Source organism: Glycomyces sp. NPDC046736 (assembly GCF_040645615.1).
GTDB lineage: Bacteria > Actinomycetota > Actinomycetes > Mycobacteriales > Micromonosporaceae > Glycomyces.
Genome location: NZ_JBEYYO010000008.1, coordinates 80,339 through 96,694, shown reverse-complemented (window position 1 = coordinate 96,694; position 16,356 = coordinate 80,339). Strand labels below are relative to the sequence as shown.

Below are 16,356 nucleotides of genomic sequence, written 5' to 3'. Positions count from 1 at the left end.
GCAGGGCCCGCCGCCTCAGAACCCGTCCACGTAGCCGATCATGAAACCCGCGCACGGCAGCAGGTACGCGCACGCGACCACCGTGATCTTCGGGAACGTCGGGTCGCCGCGCAGCAGCACCCGGTACAGCACCAGCAGCACCGGCGTGACGACTACTTGCATCGGCAGCAGCGAGGAGTCCAGCACGATCCCGTTGAGGGTCAGGAAGAACGCGAACAGCGCGCTGGCCGTCCACAGCGCGAACCCCAGCTCGAAGACCGCGCGCGGCCCCAGCGCCACCGCGATCGTGCCGATCCCGGCCTGCTCGTCGGCTTCGCGGTCGGCGGCGGTCGTGGGCAGGTACAGGCCCGCCGCGGCCAGGACGCCCAGCACCGCGAGCTGCCACGGGAACCCCGCCGCGCCGCCGGTGAACACCACCCAGCCGCCCAGCGGCCCGACCACGCCCACCACCGCGTTCGCGAGCAGGTCCGCGCCCGGCCGGGCCTTCAACCGGACCGGCGGGACACTGTAGGCCCAGCCCAGCAGCACCACCAGCGTGGTCCCGGCGGTGAACAACGCGCCCAACGGGATCGACGCCACCGACGTCGCGAGTCCTGCCGTGACCGCGATCCAGAACGCGCCCCGCGTCGAGATCCGGCCCGCCACCAGCGGCGAATCGGCCTTGCGCGGGTTGACCCGGTCGCTGGCCAGATCGTGCGCGTCGTTGATCGCCAGCACCGCGAGCCACAGGAGCGGGCCGGTCACCAGGCACGCGTACGCCATCAGCGCGAGGTCGGGCCCGCGCGGCACGATCCGGTGCGAGGCGAGCACGTATCCGAGCTCCATCATCACGAAGGACGCCGTCCAGAACCTGGGCCGCGACATGGCCAGCACGTCGCGCGCGAACCTCGAAGCGTCGACCCGGGTCTCTTGCAGCAGTGGCGCTCTCATGACTCCAGTCTGTTCCCGCCCCGACGCCCGCGGCCTCCCTCCGCGGCGTGAAGGCCCTCACCCGCCCGGGGGAGCGGGCCGCGCCGATACGATGCCGCAGACCGAACTATCAGCGCCGATGTCGGCCCCCACATGGCAAGGTACGTGAAGCACTGACATGCAAGGACTCCTCAGACTGCCCGAACGCCCTTGGGCCGCAGCCGCACTCGCGCTGCTCCTCGTCGCCCTCGGGGTCGTGAACTGGCGTGTCGACGCCTCCTCGCCCGAACCCGCGCCCGCTGACGCCCCCGCCTCGGACTTCAGCGCCGAACGCGCCTGGGACACCGTCGAGGCGATGGCCACCGAGCCCCACCCGATGGGCACGCCCGCCAAGGACCGCGTCCGCGACCTGCTCGTGGCCGAACTCGACGCGATCGGCTTCGACGTCGAGGTCCAGACCGAACTCGCCGGCGACTCCGGCGACGGCGACGGCCTCGTTCGCTTCGGCCTCGTCGAGAACATCGTGGCCACCCTGCCCGGCACCGACCCGACCGGCACGGTCCTCTTGGTCTCCCACTACGACTCGGTGCCCTCCGGCCCCGGCGCGGCCGACGCCGCCTCAGGGACCGCCGCCGTGGTCGAGGCCGCCCGCGCCTTGACTCTCGAAGGGCCCGGGCGCAACGACCTCGTCGTGCTCCTCACCGACGGCGAGGAGATGGGCCTGTTCGGCGCCGAGTCCTACGCCCGCTCCCATCCCGCGGGGGACAAGCCCACCGTGGTGTTCAACCTCGAAGCCCGCGGCGTCTCCGGACCCTCGCTCATGTTCGAGACCTCCCGCGACAACGCCGCGCTCATCGAACTGTTCGCCGAGCACGCGCCCCACCCGCACGGCGACTCGTCCGCGATCGAGGCCTACCGGCAGCTGCCCAACGACACCGACTTCACCCGCTTCCACGAGGCGGGCTACATCGGACTCAACAACGCGTTCATCGGCGGGGCCTCCTGGTACCACACGCCCCACGACGACACCGACCACCTCGACCCGGCCAGCCTCCAGCACCACGGCGAGAACACCCTCGGCACCGCACGAGCGCTCGTCGCGATGGACCTCGCCGACCTCGAAGCCGACGGCGACCAGACCTTCTTCGGGTTCTTCGGGCTCCTCGTCCACTACGACGAGGCCTGGATCCTGCCCGTGGCCCTGGTCGGCCTCGCCGCCGCACTCGCAGCCGCCGCCCTGGCGCGGGCACGCCGCGTCCTGACCCTGCCCCGGCTCGGCCTCGCGTTCGCCTCCTTCGCGGTGCCCGTGGCCCTCGCCGCCGCCGCGGCAATCGGGCTGTGGCCCGCGCTCAAGGCCCTGCGCCCCGGCTACGCCGACACCGGCGGCCTCCTGTTCGATCGCACCTGGTACTACCTGGCGCTCCTGGTGTTCGCGCTGGCACTCGTCACCGCCTGGTACGCGCTCATCCGAGGCCGCCTCGGCCCGGCCGCCGCCGCGCTCGCGCCGCTGATCTGGCTCGCCGCGCTCGGCACGGCCACCGCTCTGGCGGTCCCGGGCCTGTCGTTCGTGTTCGCCGTGCCCGCGCTCGCCGCGGTCGGGGTACTCGCCGCGATGTACCTCCAGACGCGTTCGCGCCCTTGGCGTCTGGTCGGCTACGGGCTCTTCGCCGCAGGCCTGGTCCCGGCCGTCGTGCAGTTGAGCTGGACCTCGAACCTCATCGAGGCCTTCGGGATGGAGCTGGCCGCCGTCCCGGCCGTCCTGATCGTGCTCTTCGCGGCCCCGGCGCTGCCGCTGCTGGCGCTCGCGCCCCGCGTCGACGGCCGCGCCCTCGTCCCCGCGGTGGCCGCCGTGGCCGCGCTGGCCCTGGTCGGGACCGGTCTGGCCCTCGACCGCTTCGACGCCGAGCACCCGCGGCAGGCCTACCTGTCCTATGTGCTCGACTCGGGCACCGGGACGGCCGCGTGGGTCTCGACCGACCACGACCGCTCCGAGTGGACCTCCGGGTTCGTCACCGAGGACGGCCTGGAGGCTTCAGGCCTGCCCGAGGCCTACACCGAGACCTCGGGCGCCACCGGCCACGGCCCGGCCGAGGTACTCGATCTCGAAGCGCCCCAGGCGATCGTCACCGCCGAGGCCGCCGACGCGGTGACCCTGGAGGTGTCCTCGCCGCGCGGGGCGACCACGATGTGGCTCACCGTGGACGGCGAACCCGGTGCCGCCCTGGCCACACTCGCCGACGGCACCACGACCTCGGTGCCGATCGGGGACGCCCACGAAGGCCCGAGCCAGATCTGGTTCTTCAACGTCCCCGAGGAGGGCTTCACCCTGACGCTGACCGGCACCGTAGGCGACATCACCGTGTTCGACCAGACCCACGGCATCGAGGCGATCGACGGCTTCACCGACCGCCCCGAGGGCCTGATGCGCTCCCGTGACCGCCTCTCGGACACGATCACCGTGGCCGCCGCGGTCGGCTAACGTACCCGCACCGCTCCGGCCTGCACCTCGACGGTGAAGGCCTCGGTCTCCCCGAGGTCTTCACCGTCGATCTCCAGCACCCGCGGCCGCGACAGCCGCACATCGAGCTTCCGCGCCCGCGCGTGCTCGGTCGTGGCCCCGTCCTCGGCCCGCTCGTGCTTCTTGAAGACCCGCCGGATCCCGTTGTCCCACACATACGACCGCAGCGTGTCCAGCCACCCGCCGAGCCCCTCGGCGCTGAGCAGCAGGCAGTCGAGCTCACCGTCGTACGGGTCGGCGTCGGGCAGCAGCGTGATCCCGGCCTGGATCGTCCCGCAGTTGCCCACGATGAACGTGTGCCCCGCCGTCGCCTCCGCCTCGCCGCCGTCCACCGCCAGATCGAAGTCCACGACCTCGCTGGCGTTCACCGCCCGCCCCAGCGACTCCACATAGGCCAGCCACCCGACCTTGCTCTTCAAGTCCTCGTCGGTCTCGACGATCATGTGCGCGTCGATCCCGAACCCGGCCATGACCGAGAACGCCCGCCGCAGCCGCTCGCCCTCGATCTCGGCCTCGACCCAGCCCAGGTCGATCGCCCGCGCCTCGCCCTCGAAGGCCCGCTCAAGGGCCCCGGCGAGATCGTTCAACGGCACGTCCAGGTTCCGTGCCAGCAGGTTCCCCGTACCCAGCGGCACGATCGCCAACTCGGCCTCAGCGCCCTCGGCCAGGCGCTCGGCCACCGCGCGGACCGTGCCGTCCCCGCCCGCCGCCACGATCACCGACGCGCCCGCGTCCAGCGCCGCGCCCGCCGCACCCCGGCCCGGGTCGTCCTCGCTCGTCTCGAACCACGACACCTCGCCCGCGCCCTCGGGCAGCGCCGCCTCCAGGTCCTCCCTCGACGTCTTCGACGGATTCCACACGATCGCGACCTCGGCCATCGACGCACCCCTCCACGCATCGCCCCTGCGACCAGGAGCCCCGCCTCACCTTATGCGACAAGGCCTGCCGCAGACTTGCCGGAACGGCAAGAAAACTTGCGGATCTGCGCACTACGGTGAATCCTCGACGTGAACCGAAGGGGAACACCATGCACCACCACACCGAACGCACCGACCTCGCCGAATTCTGGGAGGAGCACTACGCCTCCAAAGACCGCGTCTGGAGCGGCCGCGTCAACCCCGTGCTCGCCGATTTCACCGCAGGACTCACCCCCGGTCGCGCCCTCGACCTCGGCTGCGGCGAAGGCGGCGACGCCGTCCACCTCGCCGCCGCCGGCTGGCAGGTCACCGCCGTCGACGTCTCCGCCACCGCGCTCGCCCGCACCCGCGAGCACGCCCAGGCCGCAGGCCTCGCCGACGCGATCACCACCGAACGGCACGACCTGACCGACTACACTCCCGAAGGCCCCTACGACCTGGTCTCCGCGCAGTTCCTCCAGACCCCGATCGAGTTCCCCCGGCCCCTGACGCTGCGCCGCGCCGCCGACGCCCTCGCCGTCGGCGGCCTCCTCCTCGTGGTCGACCACGGCTCGGCCCCCTCGTGGTCGCAGCACCGCGAGCACATGGACTTCCACACCCCCGAGGAGACCTTCGCCCAAATCGGCCTCGACCAGGCCCGCTTCCGGCCCGAACGCCTGGAATCGCCCGAACGCGCCATCACCGGCCCCGAAGGGCAGGCCGCCACCATCATCGACACCGTGGTCGCCGTCCGCCGCATCGCCTGACCCGCCAGGAGTGGGATGCTGTCGGTGTGCAGCCCGAACCCGTCACACCGGACCCGCCGCGGCAGGTCCTTCGCCCGCTCATGACCCAGTCGTGGCTGAAGGCCACATTCCTCCACTGGAACGTCGATCCCGAAACGGTGGCCCGGCTCCTGCCCGCGGGCTGCGAACCCGACCTGTTCGACGGCAAGGCCTACGTCGGCCTCGTGGCCTTCCGCATGCACGGCGTCGGCTGGTTCGGCCTCCCCGGCATCCCCTACCTCGGCTCGTTCCCCGAGACCAACATCCGCCTGTACTCAGTGGATGCGAAAGGCCGCCGCGGCGTCGTCTTCCGCTCCCTCGACGCCACCCGCCTCATCCCCGTCCTCACCGCCCGCACCGGCTTCGGCCTGCCCTACGTGTGGTCGCGCATGCGCCTCGACGTCGCGGCCGACACCGTGACCTACACCAGCTCCCGCCGCTGGCTCGGCCCCCGAGCTGACAGCCGCATCGCCGTCCGCGTGAGCGAACCCCTCCCCGAACCCACCGACCTGGAGCACTTCCTCACCGCCCGCTGGGGCCTCCACACCGAACTCGGCGGGAGCCTCAAGTTCATCCCCAACGACCACCCGCGCTGGCCTTTGTGCCGCGCCGACCTACTCGAATGCGAGGACGGTCTGGTGCCCGCGGCCGGGTTCGGCGGCCCGCTGGGGGACCCGATGAGCGTGCTCTACTCGCCCGGCGTGGCGGTCCGCTTCGGCCGCCCCGAGCGCTGAGCGAGGGCCGGTCCCCTCGGGGACCGGCCTGTTCGCTTTCGCGTGTCTAGAGGTCGACCACGTTCCCTCCGATCGTAACCACGAGCGCCCCGCTGGAGGAGTAGCTCCAGTCGAGGCCGCCGCTGTAGGCGCCGCAGCGGGACCCGTTGGAGCCGTTCCAGAACTGGTTCGAGGAGTCGGCGTCGCCGATGATGCGGTCGTTCGATCCGCTGTCGCACGAGGTGTTCCCGCGGAAGACCGAGGAGCCGCCGTCGAAGTTGAAGTTGCGTTCCTCGCTGCCGATGCTCAGGTTGTTCGTGACGGCGATCGAGCCGAGGTTGCGGTTGTAGGTGAAGCCGTGCTTGCCGTTGTCGTAGGAGATCGACCGCACCACGGTGTGGTCGACGGCGATGTCCTCGCCGCCGAGCTTGTAGCCGTTGCGGTCGCCGTTGCCGGCCTGGCTGCCGTCCGAGAGCGTGCCGTTCTCGTAGGCCAGCGAGTCCTCGATGGTCACCGCGCCGATGGCGCCGGTGTCGGTCTTGGTGTAGAGGTCCCAGCCGTCGTCGATGTTGTTGTGCGCCACGCAGTATCGGAACACGTTGCCGTCGCCGGAGGTGAGTTTGGCGGCGAACCCGTCGGCGTCCTCGCCGTCGGAGTCGGCGTTGTCGTGCGACTCGGAGCTGAGGATGAGGTTCCGCGAGGGCCATTCGCTCTTCGGCGCGCCCGCGGTGTACCGGGCGATCTGGAGCCCGGTGTCGTGGTTGAACCGGGTGACCACGCGTTCGATGATGTTGTCGTTCCCGCCGAGCAGGATGCCGTTGTCACCGGCGTGCTCGACGACCAGGCCCCGCAGGTGCCACCAGTCGCCGCCGATGGCCAGGCCCCGGTTGGCCGAGTCCTCGGACTGGGCCGAGAAGTTCAGCACCGGCGTCTCGTCCTCGTACGCCCACAGTTCGGTGCGGTCGCCGGAGAGGCCGTCGTTGCCCGGCTCGATGTCCACGGTCTCGGAGAGGTTGTAGGTCCCTCCGCGCATGTAGATGGTGCCGCCGGGGGTGATCCGGTCCACGGCCGAGTCCAGGGTGGTCGGATCGGAGATGGTGCCCGACGCGCCGCTCGTCCCGGTCGGGGCCACGAACAGCTGGTCGGCGCTCGGCCCGGGATCGGTGCCGGGGTCGGTCCCGCCGGTGGAGGCGCCGGCGTAGGTCTCGAATTCGGCGATCCTGGGGGTGCCGGTGGCGCTGACGATGACGAAGTTGAGTTTCTTGAGCGAGGTCGGCGTGAAGTTGATGACGCCCGAGCCGCTGCCGGTGGCGAGGACCGCGCCGTTGTCGTTGTTGACCAGCTGCCACGAGCCGATGGTGCCCGAGCCCGAGGCCTCGCGGATCACCGCCGAGGCGACGGTGGTGGCGCTGCTCCACTTGACGGAGATCCGCCCGGTGGAGCCGTTGGGGGACCAGTAGGAGCTCAGGCTCCCGTCGATCACGTCGCCGTAGCTGGTGCCGCTGGCCTTGCTGGTGCCGTCGGCGCCCGCGCCGATGCTCAGGTTGTTCCCCGAGGGCTCTTCGGGCCCGGTGGTGGGCTCGCCCGGATCGGTCGTGCCCGGGTCCTCGGACGGGGTCTCGGCCGAGCAGTTGCCGTCGGAGACCTTGAGGCCCTTGTTGGCCCCGGCGGTCTCGGCCACGATGGCCGGGACGCACGAGCCCTGGTCGAGCGCGTACGAGTACGGGATGCTGACCGTGGTGGTGGAGGTCGGGTTGGGCCCGGCCGGGTAGTTGTTGCTGCCCTCGGAGGACCAGGTGACGTTGTCGAACACGTTCCCGCTGACCTGCCAGTAGCCGCGCAGGTCGGTGTAGAAGGTGCCCAGCGGGTCCTTCGAGTCCTCGAAGTAGTTGTTGTCCACCTTGATCTTCGCGCCCACGCGGGAGTTGATGCCCGACTCCACGATGCCGGTGAAGTGGTTGTTGTACGAGTGGGCCGTGCCCCCGCGCAGCAGCGGCATGCGCGAGTTCAGGTTCTGGTACAGGTTGTGGTGGTAGGTGACGAAGCTGCTGTCCAGATCGGAGTCGCCCGAGCCGACGAGGCCGCCGCGCTCGGAGTTGCGCAGGATGCTGTACGACAGCGTCACGTACTTGGTGTCGTTCTTGAGGTCGAAGAGCCCGTCGTAGCCTTCGGACTCGCCGCCCGAGGCTTCGAGCGTCACGTGGTCGACCCAGACGTTGCGGACCCCGGCCTCCATCCCGATGGCGTCGCCGCCGTTCGAGGTGGGGGAGCCGGACTTCTTGACGTTCTTGACCGTCACGTTCTGGATGATGATGTTGCTCGAGGAGCGAATGTGGATGCCGATCTGGTCGAACACGGCGCCGCCGCCCACGCCCAGGATCGTCACGTTGCTGATGTTCTTGAGTTCGATCACGTCGGCGGCGGTGTCGCAGCTGTCGCCGGAGACCTTGGAGGTGTTGCCGTGGTTGATGGTGCCCGACACCTGGATGATGATCGGGGTGCTGGAACTGGCCCGGTTGCACAGGGCCGCATGGATCTGGGTGCCGGTGCTGGCTTGGACGACCTGACCGCCCGCGCCGCCGGTGGTGCCGCCGTTCTGGGTCGCGTAGCCGGTGGCCCCGTTGGTCTGCGCCGAGGCCTGCGTCATCGACAGCATCACCCCGGCGGCGACCACGGCGGCCGTGGCCAGCGCGGTGGCGATCCGGATCTTGATCTTGTGTCTCATCCGTTCACAACCTCTCATGAGGGAGACATTGAGATATTTCAATGAATCTACGGTAAAGGTTTTCTCAACGTCAATACCCCGACTGCAACCGATTGCCAGAATCCTTGAAATATTTTCGGCGCCCTCTCGTTCGCCCTGCTTATATTCGTACACTTGACTATATTAATTCGATCTTGGTATGCTGCCCTTCCGATCTGGGAGCGCTCCCGGCATGCTCCCCGGCACGAAGGGCGCTCGACATGCACAACCACCGCACCCGAAGGACGTCAGCACTCGCGGCCGGAGCGGCCGCGCTCGTGGTCGCGGGACTCGGCCTCGCCACCGCGGGCCAGGCCCAGGCCGAGACCGGCTGCGAGGTCGACTACCGGGTCGTCAGCGACTGGGGGAGCGGCTTCCAGGCGAACGTGGCCCTCACCGCCGCCGACGCCGTCGACGGCTGGGAGCTCACCTGGGACTTCCCCTCCGGCACCACCGTCACCAGCGCCTGGAACACCGACTGGACCCAGAGCGGCACCGCCTTCACTGCCGCCGACGTGGGCTGGAACGCGTCCCTGGCCTCCGGCGAGACCCGCGAGGTCTTCGGCTTCATCGGATCGGGCAGCGCCCAGGCCCCCACCGCGGTCACCCTCAACGGCGTCCTCTGCGACGGCCAGATCGACCCCACCGACCCGCCCACCACTGCGGAGCCCACCGAACCGCCCGGCGAGACGGTGTCCATCATGCCCCTCGGCGACTCCATCACCGGCAGCCCCGGCTGCTGGAGGGGCAACCTGTGGGACCTCCTCGTCGAGGCCGGGCACGACATCTCCTTCGTCGGCTCGCTCTCCCAAGGCTGCCCCCCGAGCGCGGCCGACCCCAGTCACGAAGGCCACGGCGGCGTCCTGGTCACCCAAGCCGTGGCCAACGGCAGCGCCCGTGACTGGCTGGAGCAGAACACTCCCGACGTGCTGCTCATGCACTTCGGCACCAACGACGCCTGGTCGGCCATCCCGCCCGCCCAGATCCTCGCCGCCTACACCTCCATCGTGGAGGACCTGCGCGAACTCAACCCCGACGCGCTGATCCTGGTCGCCCAGATCATCCCGCTCCACCCGGACCCCTCCTTCGGCTGCACCGACTGCCCGCAGCGCGCGATCGACCTGAACGCCCAGATCCCCGCCTGGGCCGCGGGCCTCACCACCGCCGACTCGCCGATCGTCGTGGTCGACCAGCACACCGGCTTCGACCCCGCCGTCGACGCCTACGACGGCGTCCACCCCAACGAGGCCGGCTACGTCAAGATCGCCGCCAACTGGTTCGCAGCCCTGGACCCGATGCTCCCCTGACGCGCATACCTCACTTTCGGTGACGGCAGCCTCACATTTGTGTGAGGCTGTATGCCGAAACCGAGGACTCCGAGGAGGCGTGCGATGACCGAGAAGGCGACCACCACCAAAGCCGAGAGCACCAGCGCACTGGCCAGCGACCAGGGCAAGACCACCATCGCCGACCAGGTAGTCGCCAAGATCGCGGGCATAGCCGCCCGCGACGTCGACGGCGTGCACGCCCTCGGCGGCGGCGTCAGCCGCACCGTCGGCGCCATCAAGGAGCGCATCCCCGGCTCGCGCACCAACTACGGCCAAGGCGTCTCGGTCGAGGTCGGCGAACGCCAGGCCGCCGTCGACCTCGACATCATCGCCGACTACGGCATCGCCATCGCCGACCTCGCCGCGGGCGTGCGCCGCAACGTCGTCGGCTCGGTCGAACGCATGACCGGCCTCGAAGTCACCGAGGTCAACATCGTCGTCCACGACGTCCACCTCGAAGGGGAGTCCGGCGACGACGAGGACGAAGCGCGGGTGGAATGACGGCCACCGCGACAGGGACCGACGACTTCGCGGCCCGCGCCGACGCGATCGCAGCGGCGGCGCTCGCGGTCCCCGGCGTCAAATGCCTGCACGGCGGCATGCTCGACGAGATCGCCACCGTCCTGCCCGGACGCCGCATCAAGGGCCTGCGCTTCGACGACTGCGGCTGCGCCGTCCACGTCGCCGTCGCCTGGGGCGCCGACATGCCGCTCGTGGCCGCCGCCATCAAGGCCGCGCTGGCCCCGCTCACCGACGGGGCCGTGTCCGTGACCGTCGAGGACGTGGCCGAACCCAGAGACGAGGACCGATGATGAAAGCGACGCTCGCCGGCCTGCTGGCCGGACTCCTGCTGGCCATCGCGGTGACCACCGGAGGCTTCACCGGCTTCCTGCTCGCCGTGGTCCTCGGCGCGGTCGGCCTCGCGATAGCCGGGAAGCTCAGCGGCGAAGTCGACGTGCTCGACTGGTTCCGAGGCCGCCGTGACTAGTGGATTCGCGCTCGCCGACGTGCCCGGCGGCACCGACCGACCGCCCGAGGAACGCGGCACGCTCAGCCTCAATGAGACGGCCGTGGCCCACGTGCTCGAAGGCGCCGCGCTCGGCGCGCCCGGCTCGGCCACTCGCGCCGCGCTGCTTGGCCGCGGCTACCCCAAGGCCCGCGCCACCGTCAAGCACGGCCGGATCTGGGCCAGCATCGACGTGGGCGTGCGCTGGCCGGGGCCGACCGCCGACACCGCGCGCGGCATCGCCCGTCGGGTGCGGGAGGAGGCCGCCCGGATCACCGGGCTCGACGTGGCCGCCCTCGACCTGACCGTGCACCTGGTCGACAGTGAGGACGGAACGGAACGGAGAGTCAAATGAAGCGCCGCGCCCCCCGCCGCCGACCCGCCGCGTCGTGGCTCGGCCTCGTCGGCGCGGTCCTCCTGGCGGGCCTGGCAGTCCTGTTCGGGCAGCATGCCGCGGCCGAGCGCGGCTGGACTTCGCGCGACTCGTGGCTGCTCGCCGCTTTGGACCGCCTCGACGACCCGGCCCCGCAGACGTGGGTCCTGGCCGCGGGGATCGTGGCCGCGCTCTTGGGCCTGTGGTTCCTGATCGCCGCGTGCGTCCCGGCCCGCCGCAGCCACCTGCCGGTGGAGGGCCGCTGCGACCTGTGGGTCTCGCCGCGCGCGCTCGAAGCGCTCGCGGCCGACGCTGCCGAACGCGCGCCCGGCGTGCTCCACGGCCACGGCGAGGTGCGCCGCCGCAGGCTCCGCGTCGAGGCGCTGCTGGCGCCCGGCACCGAGTCGGGCGTGGCCGGGGTGCTCGACGCGGTGGGGGAGCGGCTCACCGGCCTGGCCGATCTCGAAGTGTCCGTGCAGGCCAAGGAGGGAAGCCGATGAGAATACTCGCGATCGACCGCGCGGCCGCGGTGGTCCTCGGACTGCTCCTGCTCGCCGCCGGGGCCGCCGTGCTCGAATGGCGGTTCGACTTCTTCGGCCTGTGGAAGCGCTTGGATTCGGGCGCGGTCCGCGACGTGGCCGAGTCTTCTTGGTTCCCTTGGGCCGCAGGCGCGGCCGCGATCGTGTTCGCGGCGCTCGCCCTGTGGTGGCTCATCGCCCGCGTGCCGAGGCCGGTGGCGGGCAAGATCCGCCTCGGCTCCTCGGGCACCGACAGGGTCGAAGTGGACGTGCGCTCGGTGGCCCCGCGCCTGAGGGAGAGCCTGGAACGCAACGCCCCGGTCGACCACGTGACCAGCTCCCGGTCCCACACGGGCACCGGGCAGCTCGTCCAGCTGCGAGCGAGCGTCGACCCCAGAGGCGACGGAGAATCGCTCCGCAGAGCGGCGGACGCCCTGGCCGCGTCGGTCGAAAAGGCGTTCCCAGACGGCGAAGTCGAATTGAGAGTCCTCATCGACGCACCGCGCCGCCCAGGAGCAAGAAAGACCCCAAGAGTCCACTGAACAGGGCTGAGGGCAAGCGGCGCAGTAACGCGGGCACGGGCCCGTACCCCACGCTCGGGCGTTGTCATACTCTCGCGCGACCATAGAAGTCGGGGGCGGTCGAGTTTGGACACGCCCGACCGCAGGGGGCGATCCACGCGGTCGGGCGTGTCGCGACGCAAGCGCCCCCGGTGCAAATGATCGCGCGAGCCACCGACACTCGCTGCCGCCCCGGTTCTCGCTCTCGCGCGCGAGTTCCGCTCGCTTCACGGCGATGTCGTACCCTCGCGCGATCATTGCAACCGGGGGCAGTCGAGTTCGGACACACCCGACCGCAGGGGTCGATCCACGCGCCCGGGCGTGTCGCGACGGACCCGGCGGGAACTCCCTTATGGACCGTGTCCTCGACTGGGGGCTGATCTGCACGTTGAGCTGCTGGTTCGAAGACCAGGAGACCGCCCCCGCGTGGTTTCGCGGCGCGTTCGACCCTCGGCCGTGGCCCGCGCCGTCGGCTACGCCGACCCGTTCGCGTTCTCCTCGGCGTTCAAACGCCTCCAGGGCATGAGCCCCAGGGACTTCCGCGCCCACTGGGAGACCGCCGCCTAACCGAGCGCCGCGTCCCGCTTGTTCCGCCAGTTCTCCGAGTACCCGAACGCGACGTCTCGCGCGTGGACCTCGCGCACCGCCTTGGCCGCGTCGGCGAGCGCCGCCAGGTCGCCGTCCTCGACGCGGTAGCCGAACGGGTAGGACCGGCGTCCGGAGAACCACTCCATCCACAGGAGCACCAGGTCGCCGTCGTGTTCGAGATCCTGGCTGCTGCGGCTGCCCCGTTCGTTGCGCTCGATCGTCCACCCGCCGCCGGGTCGCGGGGCCGCGATGAAATGCGGGTCGAAGTCCCAGGTCCACCGGCCCTCAGAGAGCGCCTTCGGGCTGCGGACGTTGAGCACGGCGAGATGCTCGGCGAGGATCTGCGGGGTCCACGGCGCAGGGAACAGCGTCGTCATCGCCACTTGGAGTTCGAACGCCGTCAACCCCGCCGACCGCTCCCCGCGCGGGGCCAGCGCCGCGCACAGCATCTTGGCCGCCAGCGACGGGCCACCCTCGTCCACGAGGGCCACGTGCAGCGCCAGCATCCGTGTGAACCGGTCGTGCTCGGCGGCCGTGGCGAACGGCGGGAGCGGGATCGAATCGACGGCGGGGCGGCCCCAGGGGAGGCCGTCGGGAAGGAAGGCGCGCATGTGGACATTGTGCTTCACTGGTACGACAGCGAACCGGCCAGAGCGCCTCCTCGGCGACGAGTAGGGTGGGACCGTCCTTCACCTGAAAGGGGTTTCCCGTGAGCGTCAGCGTGCTCTTCATCGGCGGTACCGGCCGGATCTCCACCTCGTGCGTCCGCGAAGCGGTGAGCCGCGGCCTCGACGTCACCGTGCTCAACCGCGGCCGCACCAGCGAGCGGACCCTCCCGCCCGAGACCGCGCTCGTCACCGCCGACGTGAACGACCCCGAATCGGTGCGCAAGGCCCTCGGCGATCGCACCTTCGACGCGGTCGTCAACTGGGTCAACTTCACCCCCGAGCAGGTCCAGCGCGACATCGACCTCTTCAAGGGCCGCTGCGGCCAGTACCTGTTCATCAGCTCCGCCTCGGCCTACCAGACCCCGCCCACCCACCTGCCGGTCACCGAGTCCACGCCCCTGAAGAACCCGTACTGGCAGTACTCGCGCGACAAGATCGCCTGCGAGGAACTCCTCGTCAAGGCCTACCGCGAGGACGACTTCCCGATCACGATCATCCGCCCCTCGCACACCTACGACGAGACCATGCTGCCCTTCGACGGCGGCTGGACCGTCGTCGACCGCATGCGCCAAGGCAAGCCCGTCATCGTGCACGGCGACGGCACTTCACTGTGGACGATCACCAACAGCCGCGACTTCGCCGTGGGCTTCACCGGCCTCCTCGGCAAGGAGGCCGCGATCGGCGAGGCCTTCCACATCACCGGCGACGAGGCCCCCACCTGGAACCAGATCTTCCGGTACATCGCCGACGCCGCCGGAGTCGCAGACCCCGACCTCGTCCACGTGCCCTCCGACGCGATCGCCGCCGCCGACCCGAACTGGGGCGCGGGGCTCCTCGGTGACAAGGCCCACTCGATGGTCTTCGACAACGCCAAGGTCAAGTCCCTCGTCCCCGAGTTCGGCCTCGACACCACCCCCTACAAGACCGGCGCGCGCGAGGTCATCTCCTGGTACGACGCCCACCCCGAAGCCCAGGTGGTCGACCCCGAGACCGACGCGCTCATGGACCGCCTCGCCGAGCGCTACGGCGTCTGAACCGGCACGCGAACGGCCCCGAGCGCTTCGCTCGGGGCCGCATCCACCGCGTTAAATCACGTACCTGTTCCCAACCGACGGCTTCGAAGCCGTCGATGACGCTCGTGCGCCGCCCGCGGGCCTTCACCTTGTCCACGTAGACGCCCCGGCCCTGGTACAGCGGGTCGCTCGTGTACGTCCACCGCACCGCCACCGCGCCCGAAGGCAGCTCGGCGCGGGCGTCGATCCACTGCCGCCCCGAGAACCCCGAGAACGTCCCGTCACTCTCCCAGCGATGGTCGTCGACCCGCAGGTCCACCGGCACCGGCGTCCACGTCTCGCCGTCCACACTGGCCTCGAACGCGGCGGGATCGGAGACCTCCGTGTCGTACCAGAGCGCGAACTCGACCCGCTCGGCCCCGCGCGGCAGCGCCGCGGTCAGCGTCGCCGCCGACTCGTCGGCCAGCCCCGCGAACCACGAGTGCGTGCCCGTCCGAGGCCGCACCGGCACCGCCCGCCCGAACGGCCGACTCGCCGCCCGCCGGTACGCGCTGGCCGTGCCCCAGTCCCGTGTGGGGTGCACCCGGTTGGTGAGCAGCACCAGCAGTGTCCCCGCGAGCGGGTCGAGCACCAGTGACGTGCCCGTGTACCCGGTGTGGCCCACCGTGACCGGTGAGTTCATGGCGTCCATGTACCAGCGCTGGTCGAGCTGCCAGCCCAGGCCGCGCGCGGCGCTCTCGCCCATCCCGGCGTTCTGGTTCGTGAAGACCAGCCGCGCGGTGGATTCGGTGAGGATCTCGGCGTTGCCGTAGCGGCCGCCGTTGAGGATCATCTGCCCGAACACCGCGAGGTCCCATGCGGTGGCGAACACACCCGCGTGACCGGCCACGCCGCCGAAGCCCCACGCGTTCTCGTCGTGGACTTCGCCGCGCACCAGGCCCCGGCCCGTCCACGGCTGATATTCCGTGGCCGCGGTCCGGCCCGCATCGGGCGGGTTGTATCCGGTGTCGGTCAGCCCCAGCGGCTCGCACACGATCTCGGCCACCAGCTCGTCGAGCCCCTTGCCCGAGACCGCTTCGAGGATCTTCGCCAGGACGATCAGGTTGAGGTCGGAGTACTCGTAGCCGCTGCCGGGTTCGCGGCGCAGCGGGTGGGCGTAGATCGCCGCCATCCGCGCCTCGTCGTCGGGCAGGTCGTACAGCTTGATGAACGAGATCATCCCCGAGGTGTGGGACAACAGCTGCCCCAACGTGATCGGGGTCTTCTGCGGGTCGGTCGAGTCGAACTCCGGCAGGTACTCGACCACCTGCGACTTGAGGTCCACCAGGCCGTCGTCCATCAGAGCGCCGGTCACCGTGGCGGTGAACAGCTTCGAGATCGAGGCCAGGTCGTAGACGGTGTCCTCGGTGGCCTCCTCCCATTCGTCTTCGGGGAGCTCGATCGGGGCTTTCGCGGCCTCGTCCCAGCCCGAGTAGCGCAGCCGGTGCCCGCCGGCCTCGTGCAGGGCCACCACGCCGTGCCGCGCCCCCAGCACCGTGTACCCCGGGAACGACGGGGCCGGTCCCTCCAGGTGCAGGTCCAGTTCGGGGGCGACCCGGTCCAGGTGCTCGGCGGTCAGGCGCGCCTGCCGCGCCGTCCCCGAGCGCAGCCGCAGCGGCGACTCGGGGAACGTCACGTCGTAGGGTCCGGCATCAGGGGGGCCGGTCAGTTCGGGCATTGAGGGTTGCTCCTCGGCGTA

Annotated in this window: 17 protein-coding genes; 12 read left to right on the top strand and 5 right to left on the bottom strand. The window is 70.7% G+C overall.

Going from position 1 to position 16,356, the window contains the following annotated elements:
- Positions 1-15: 15 nt before the first annotated feature.
- Positions 16-930, bottom strand: a complete 915-nt coding sequence (locus AB0B28_RS10345) for a UbiA family prenyltransferase (RefSeq protein ID WP_360119323.1) — start codon at positions 928-930, stop codon at positions 16-18.
- Between the two features lie 157 nt (positions 931-1,087).
- Between AB0B28_RS10345 and AB0B28_RS10340 the strand changes: the two genes are divergently transcribed.
- A complete protein-coding gene (locus tag AB0B28_RS10340) occupies positions 1,088-3,388 on the top strand; it encodes a M28 family peptidase (RefSeq protein ID WP_360119321.1) in 2,301 nt (766 codons plus the stop codon).
- Here the strand turns inward: AB0B28_RS10340 and AB0B28_RS10335 are convergent.
- Positions 3,385-4,305, bottom strand: a complete 921-nt coding sequence (locus AB0B28_RS10335; RefSeq protein WP_360119319.1) for a diacylglycerol kinase family protein — start codon at positions 4,303-4,305, stop codon at positions 3,385-3,387. The genes AB0B28_RS10340 and AB0B28_RS10335 overlap by 4 nt on opposite strands.
- Positions 4,306-4,454: 149 nt before the next feature.
- On the opposite strand from AB0B28_RS10335, the gene AB0B28_RS10330 reads away from it, so the two are divergent.
- Positions 4,455-5,090, top strand: coding sequence for a class I SAM-dependent methyltransferase (locus tag AB0B28_RS10330; protein WP_360119316.1), 636 nt, complete (start codon positions 4,455-4,457; stop codon positions 5,088-5,090).
- Between the two features lie 80 nt (positions 5,091-5,170).
- Positions 5,171-5,842, top strand: a complete 672-nt coding sequence (locus AB0B28_RS10325) for a DUF2071 domain-containing protein (RefSeq protein ID WP_360119505.1) — start codon at positions 5,171-5,173, stop codon at positions 5,840-5,842.
- A 46-nt stretch (positions 5,843-5,888) separates the two neighbouring features.
- Here the strand turns inward: AB0B28_RS10325 and AB0B28_RS10320 are convergent, their stop codons facing one another.
- The gene (locus tag AB0B28_RS10320) at positions 5,889-8,546 is read right to left on the bottom strand and encodes a polysaccharide lyase family 1 protein (RefSeq protein ID WP_360119314.1); all 2,658 of its coding nucleotides are present in this window, start codon (positions 8,544-8,546) and stop codon (positions 5,889-5,891) included.
- A gap of 239 nt (positions 8,547-8,785) precedes the next feature.
- Here AB0B28_RS10320 and AB0B28_RS10315 point away from each other — a divergent pair, with 239 nt between their 5' ends.
- The 8 genes from AB0B28_RS10315 (at position 8,786) to AB0B28_RS10280 (ending at position 12,916) form a co-directional block, all read left to right on the top strand.
- Positions 8,786-9,871 (top strand): cellulose binding domain-containing protein, encoded by a 1,086-nt coding sequence (locus AB0B28_RS10315; RefSeq protein ID WP_360119312.1) that lies wholly within the window; start codon positions 8,786-8,788, stop codon positions 9,869-9,871.
- An 84-nt stretch (positions 9,872-9,955) separates the two neighbouring features.
- Entirely contained in the window at positions 9,956-10,393 is a 438-nt protein-coding gene (locus tag AB0B28_RS10310) for an Asp23/Gls24 family envelope stress response protein (protein ID WP_360119310.1), read from the top strand.
- Entirely contained in the window at positions 10,390-10,704 is a 315-nt protein-coding gene (locus AB0B28_RS10305; protein WP_360119308.1) for a hypothetical protein, read from the top strand. Before AB0B28_RS10310 ends, AB0B28_RS10305 begins: the two co-directional genes overlap by 4 nt.
- Positions 10,704-10,880 carry a DUF2273 domain-containing protein gene (locus AB0B28_RS10300; RefSeq protein ID WP_360119306.1) on the top strand — a complete coding sequence of 59 codons (177 nt, stop codon included), beginning with the start codon at positions 10,704-10,706 and terminating at the stop codon, positions 10,878-10,880. The genes AB0B28_RS10305 and AB0B28_RS10300 overlap by 1 nt, the downstream gene beginning before the upstream one ends.
- The gene (locus AB0B28_RS10295) at positions 10,873-11,253 is read left to right on the top strand and encodes a hypothetical protein (protein ID WP_360119304.1); all 381 of its coding nucleotides are present in this window, start codon (positions 10,873-10,875) and stop codon (positions 11,251-11,253) included. Before AB0B28_RS10300 ends, AB0B28_RS10295 begins: the two co-directional genes overlap by 8 nt.
- Positions 11,250-11,771 carry a DUF6286 domain-containing protein gene (locus AB0B28_RS10290; protein ID WP_360119302.1) on the top strand — a complete coding sequence of 174 codons (522 nt, stop codon included), beginning with the start codon at positions 11,250-11,252 and terminating at the stop codon, positions 11,769-11,771. The genes AB0B28_RS10295 and AB0B28_RS10290 overlap by 4 nt, the downstream gene beginning before the upstream one ends.
- On the top strand, positions 11,768-12,331 hold the full coding sequence (locus AB0B28_RS10285) for a hypothetical protein (RefSeq protein ID WP_360119300.1): 564 nt from the start codon (positions 11,768-11,770) through the stop codon (positions 12,329-12,331). The genes AB0B28_RS10290 and AB0B28_RS10285 overlap by 4 nt, the downstream gene beginning before the upstream one ends.
- A gap of 474 nt (positions 12,332-12,805) precedes the next feature.
- Positions 12,806-12,916, top strand: coding sequence for an AraC family transcriptional regulator (locus AB0B28_RS10280; protein WP_360119298.1), 111 nt, complete (start codon positions 12,806-12,808; stop codon positions 12,914-12,916).
- Here AB0B28_RS10280 and AB0B28_RS10275 read toward each other — a convergent pair.
- Positions 12,913-13,548 (bottom strand): hypothetical protein, encoded by a 636-nt coding sequence (locus tag AB0B28_RS10275; protein ID WP_360119296.1) that lies wholly within the window; start codon positions 13,546-13,548, stop codon positions 12,913-12,915. The two genes, AB0B28_RS10280 and AB0B28_RS10275, sit on opposite strands and share 4 nt — an antisense overlap.
- 98 nt (positions 13,549-13,646) lie before the next feature.
- Here AB0B28_RS10275 and AB0B28_RS10270 point away from each other — a divergent pair, with 98 nt between their 5' ends.
- On the top strand, positions 13,647-14,639 hold the full coding sequence (locus AB0B28_RS10270; RefSeq protein WP_360119294.1) for an SDR family oxidoreductase: 993 nt from the start codon (positions 13,647-13,649) through the stop codon (positions 14,637-14,639).
- Here AB0B28_RS10270 and AB0B28_RS10265 read toward each other — a convergent pair.
- Positions 14,605-16,335: a serine hydrolase domain-containing protein gene (locus AB0B28_RS10265; protein WP_360119292.1), complete on the bottom strand. Its 1,731-nt coding sequence runs from the start codon at positions 16,333-16,335 to the stop codon at positions 14,605-14,607. The two genes, AB0B28_RS10270 and AB0B28_RS10265, sit on opposite strands and share 35 nt — an antisense overlap.
- Positions 16,336-16,356: the final 21 nt, after the last annotated feature.

Excerpts from the sequence above, each read along its gene's own strand:
- AB0B28_RS10345 (WP_360119323.1), bottom strand. The coding sequence starts at position 930 with ATGAGAGCGCCACTGCTGCAAGAGACCCGGGTCGACGCTTCGAGGTTC.
- AB0B28_RS10265 (WP_360119292.1), bottom strand. The coding sequence starts at position 16,335 with ATGCCCGAACTGACCGGCCCCCCTGATGCCGGACCCTACGACGTGACG.
- AB0B28_RS10275 (WP_360119296.1), bottom strand. The coding sequence starts at position 13,548 with ATGCGCGCCTTCCTTCCCGACGGCCTCCCCTGGGGCCGCCCCGCCGTC.
- AB0B28_RS10285 (WP_360119300.1), top strand. The coding sequence starts at position 11,768 with ATGAGAATACTCGCGATCGACCGCGCGGCCGCGGTGGTCCTCGGACTG.
- AB0B28_RS10320 (WP_360119314.1), bottom strand. The coding sequence starts at position 8,546 with ATGAGACACAAGATCAAGATCCGGATCGCCACCGCGCTGGCCACGGCC.
- AB0B28_RS10305 (WP_360119308.1), top strand. The coding sequence starts at position 10,390 with ATGACGGCCACCGCGACAGGGACCGACGACTTCGCGGCCCGCGCCGAC.
- AB0B28_RS10325 (WP_360119505.1), top strand. The coding sequence starts at position 5,171 with ATGACCCAGTCGTGGCTGAAGGCCACATTCCTCCACTGGAACGTCGAT.
- AB0B28_RS10340 (WP_360119321.1), top strand. The coding sequence starts at position 1,088 with ATGCAAGGACTCCTCAGACTGCCCGAACGCCCTTGGGCCGCAGCCGCA.
- AB0B28_RS10290 (WP_360119302.1), top strand. The coding sequence starts at position 11,250 with ATGAAGCGCCGCGCCCCCCGCCGCCGACCCGCCGCGTCGTGGCTCGGC.
- AB0B28_RS10335 (WP_360119319.1), bottom strand. The coding sequence starts at position 4,305 with ATGGCCGAGGTCGCGATCGTGTGGAATCCGTCGAAGACGTCGAGGGAG.
- AB0B28_RS10330 (WP_360119316.1), top strand. The coding sequence starts at position 4,455 with ATGCACCACCACACCGAACGCACCGACCTCGCCGAATTCTGGGAGGAG.
- AB0B28_RS10315 (WP_360119312.1), top strand. The coding sequence starts at position 8,786 with ATGCACAACCACCGCACCCGAAGGACGTCAGCACTCGCGGCCGGAGCG.
- AB0B28_RS10300 (WP_360119306.1), top strand. The coding sequence starts at position 10,704 with ATGAAAGCGACGCTCGCCGGCCTGCTGGCCGGACTCCTGCTGGCCATC.
- AB0B28_RS10310 (WP_360119310.1), top strand. The coding sequence starts at position 9,956 with ATGACCGAGAAGGCGACCACCACCAAAGCCGAGAGCACCAGCGCACTG.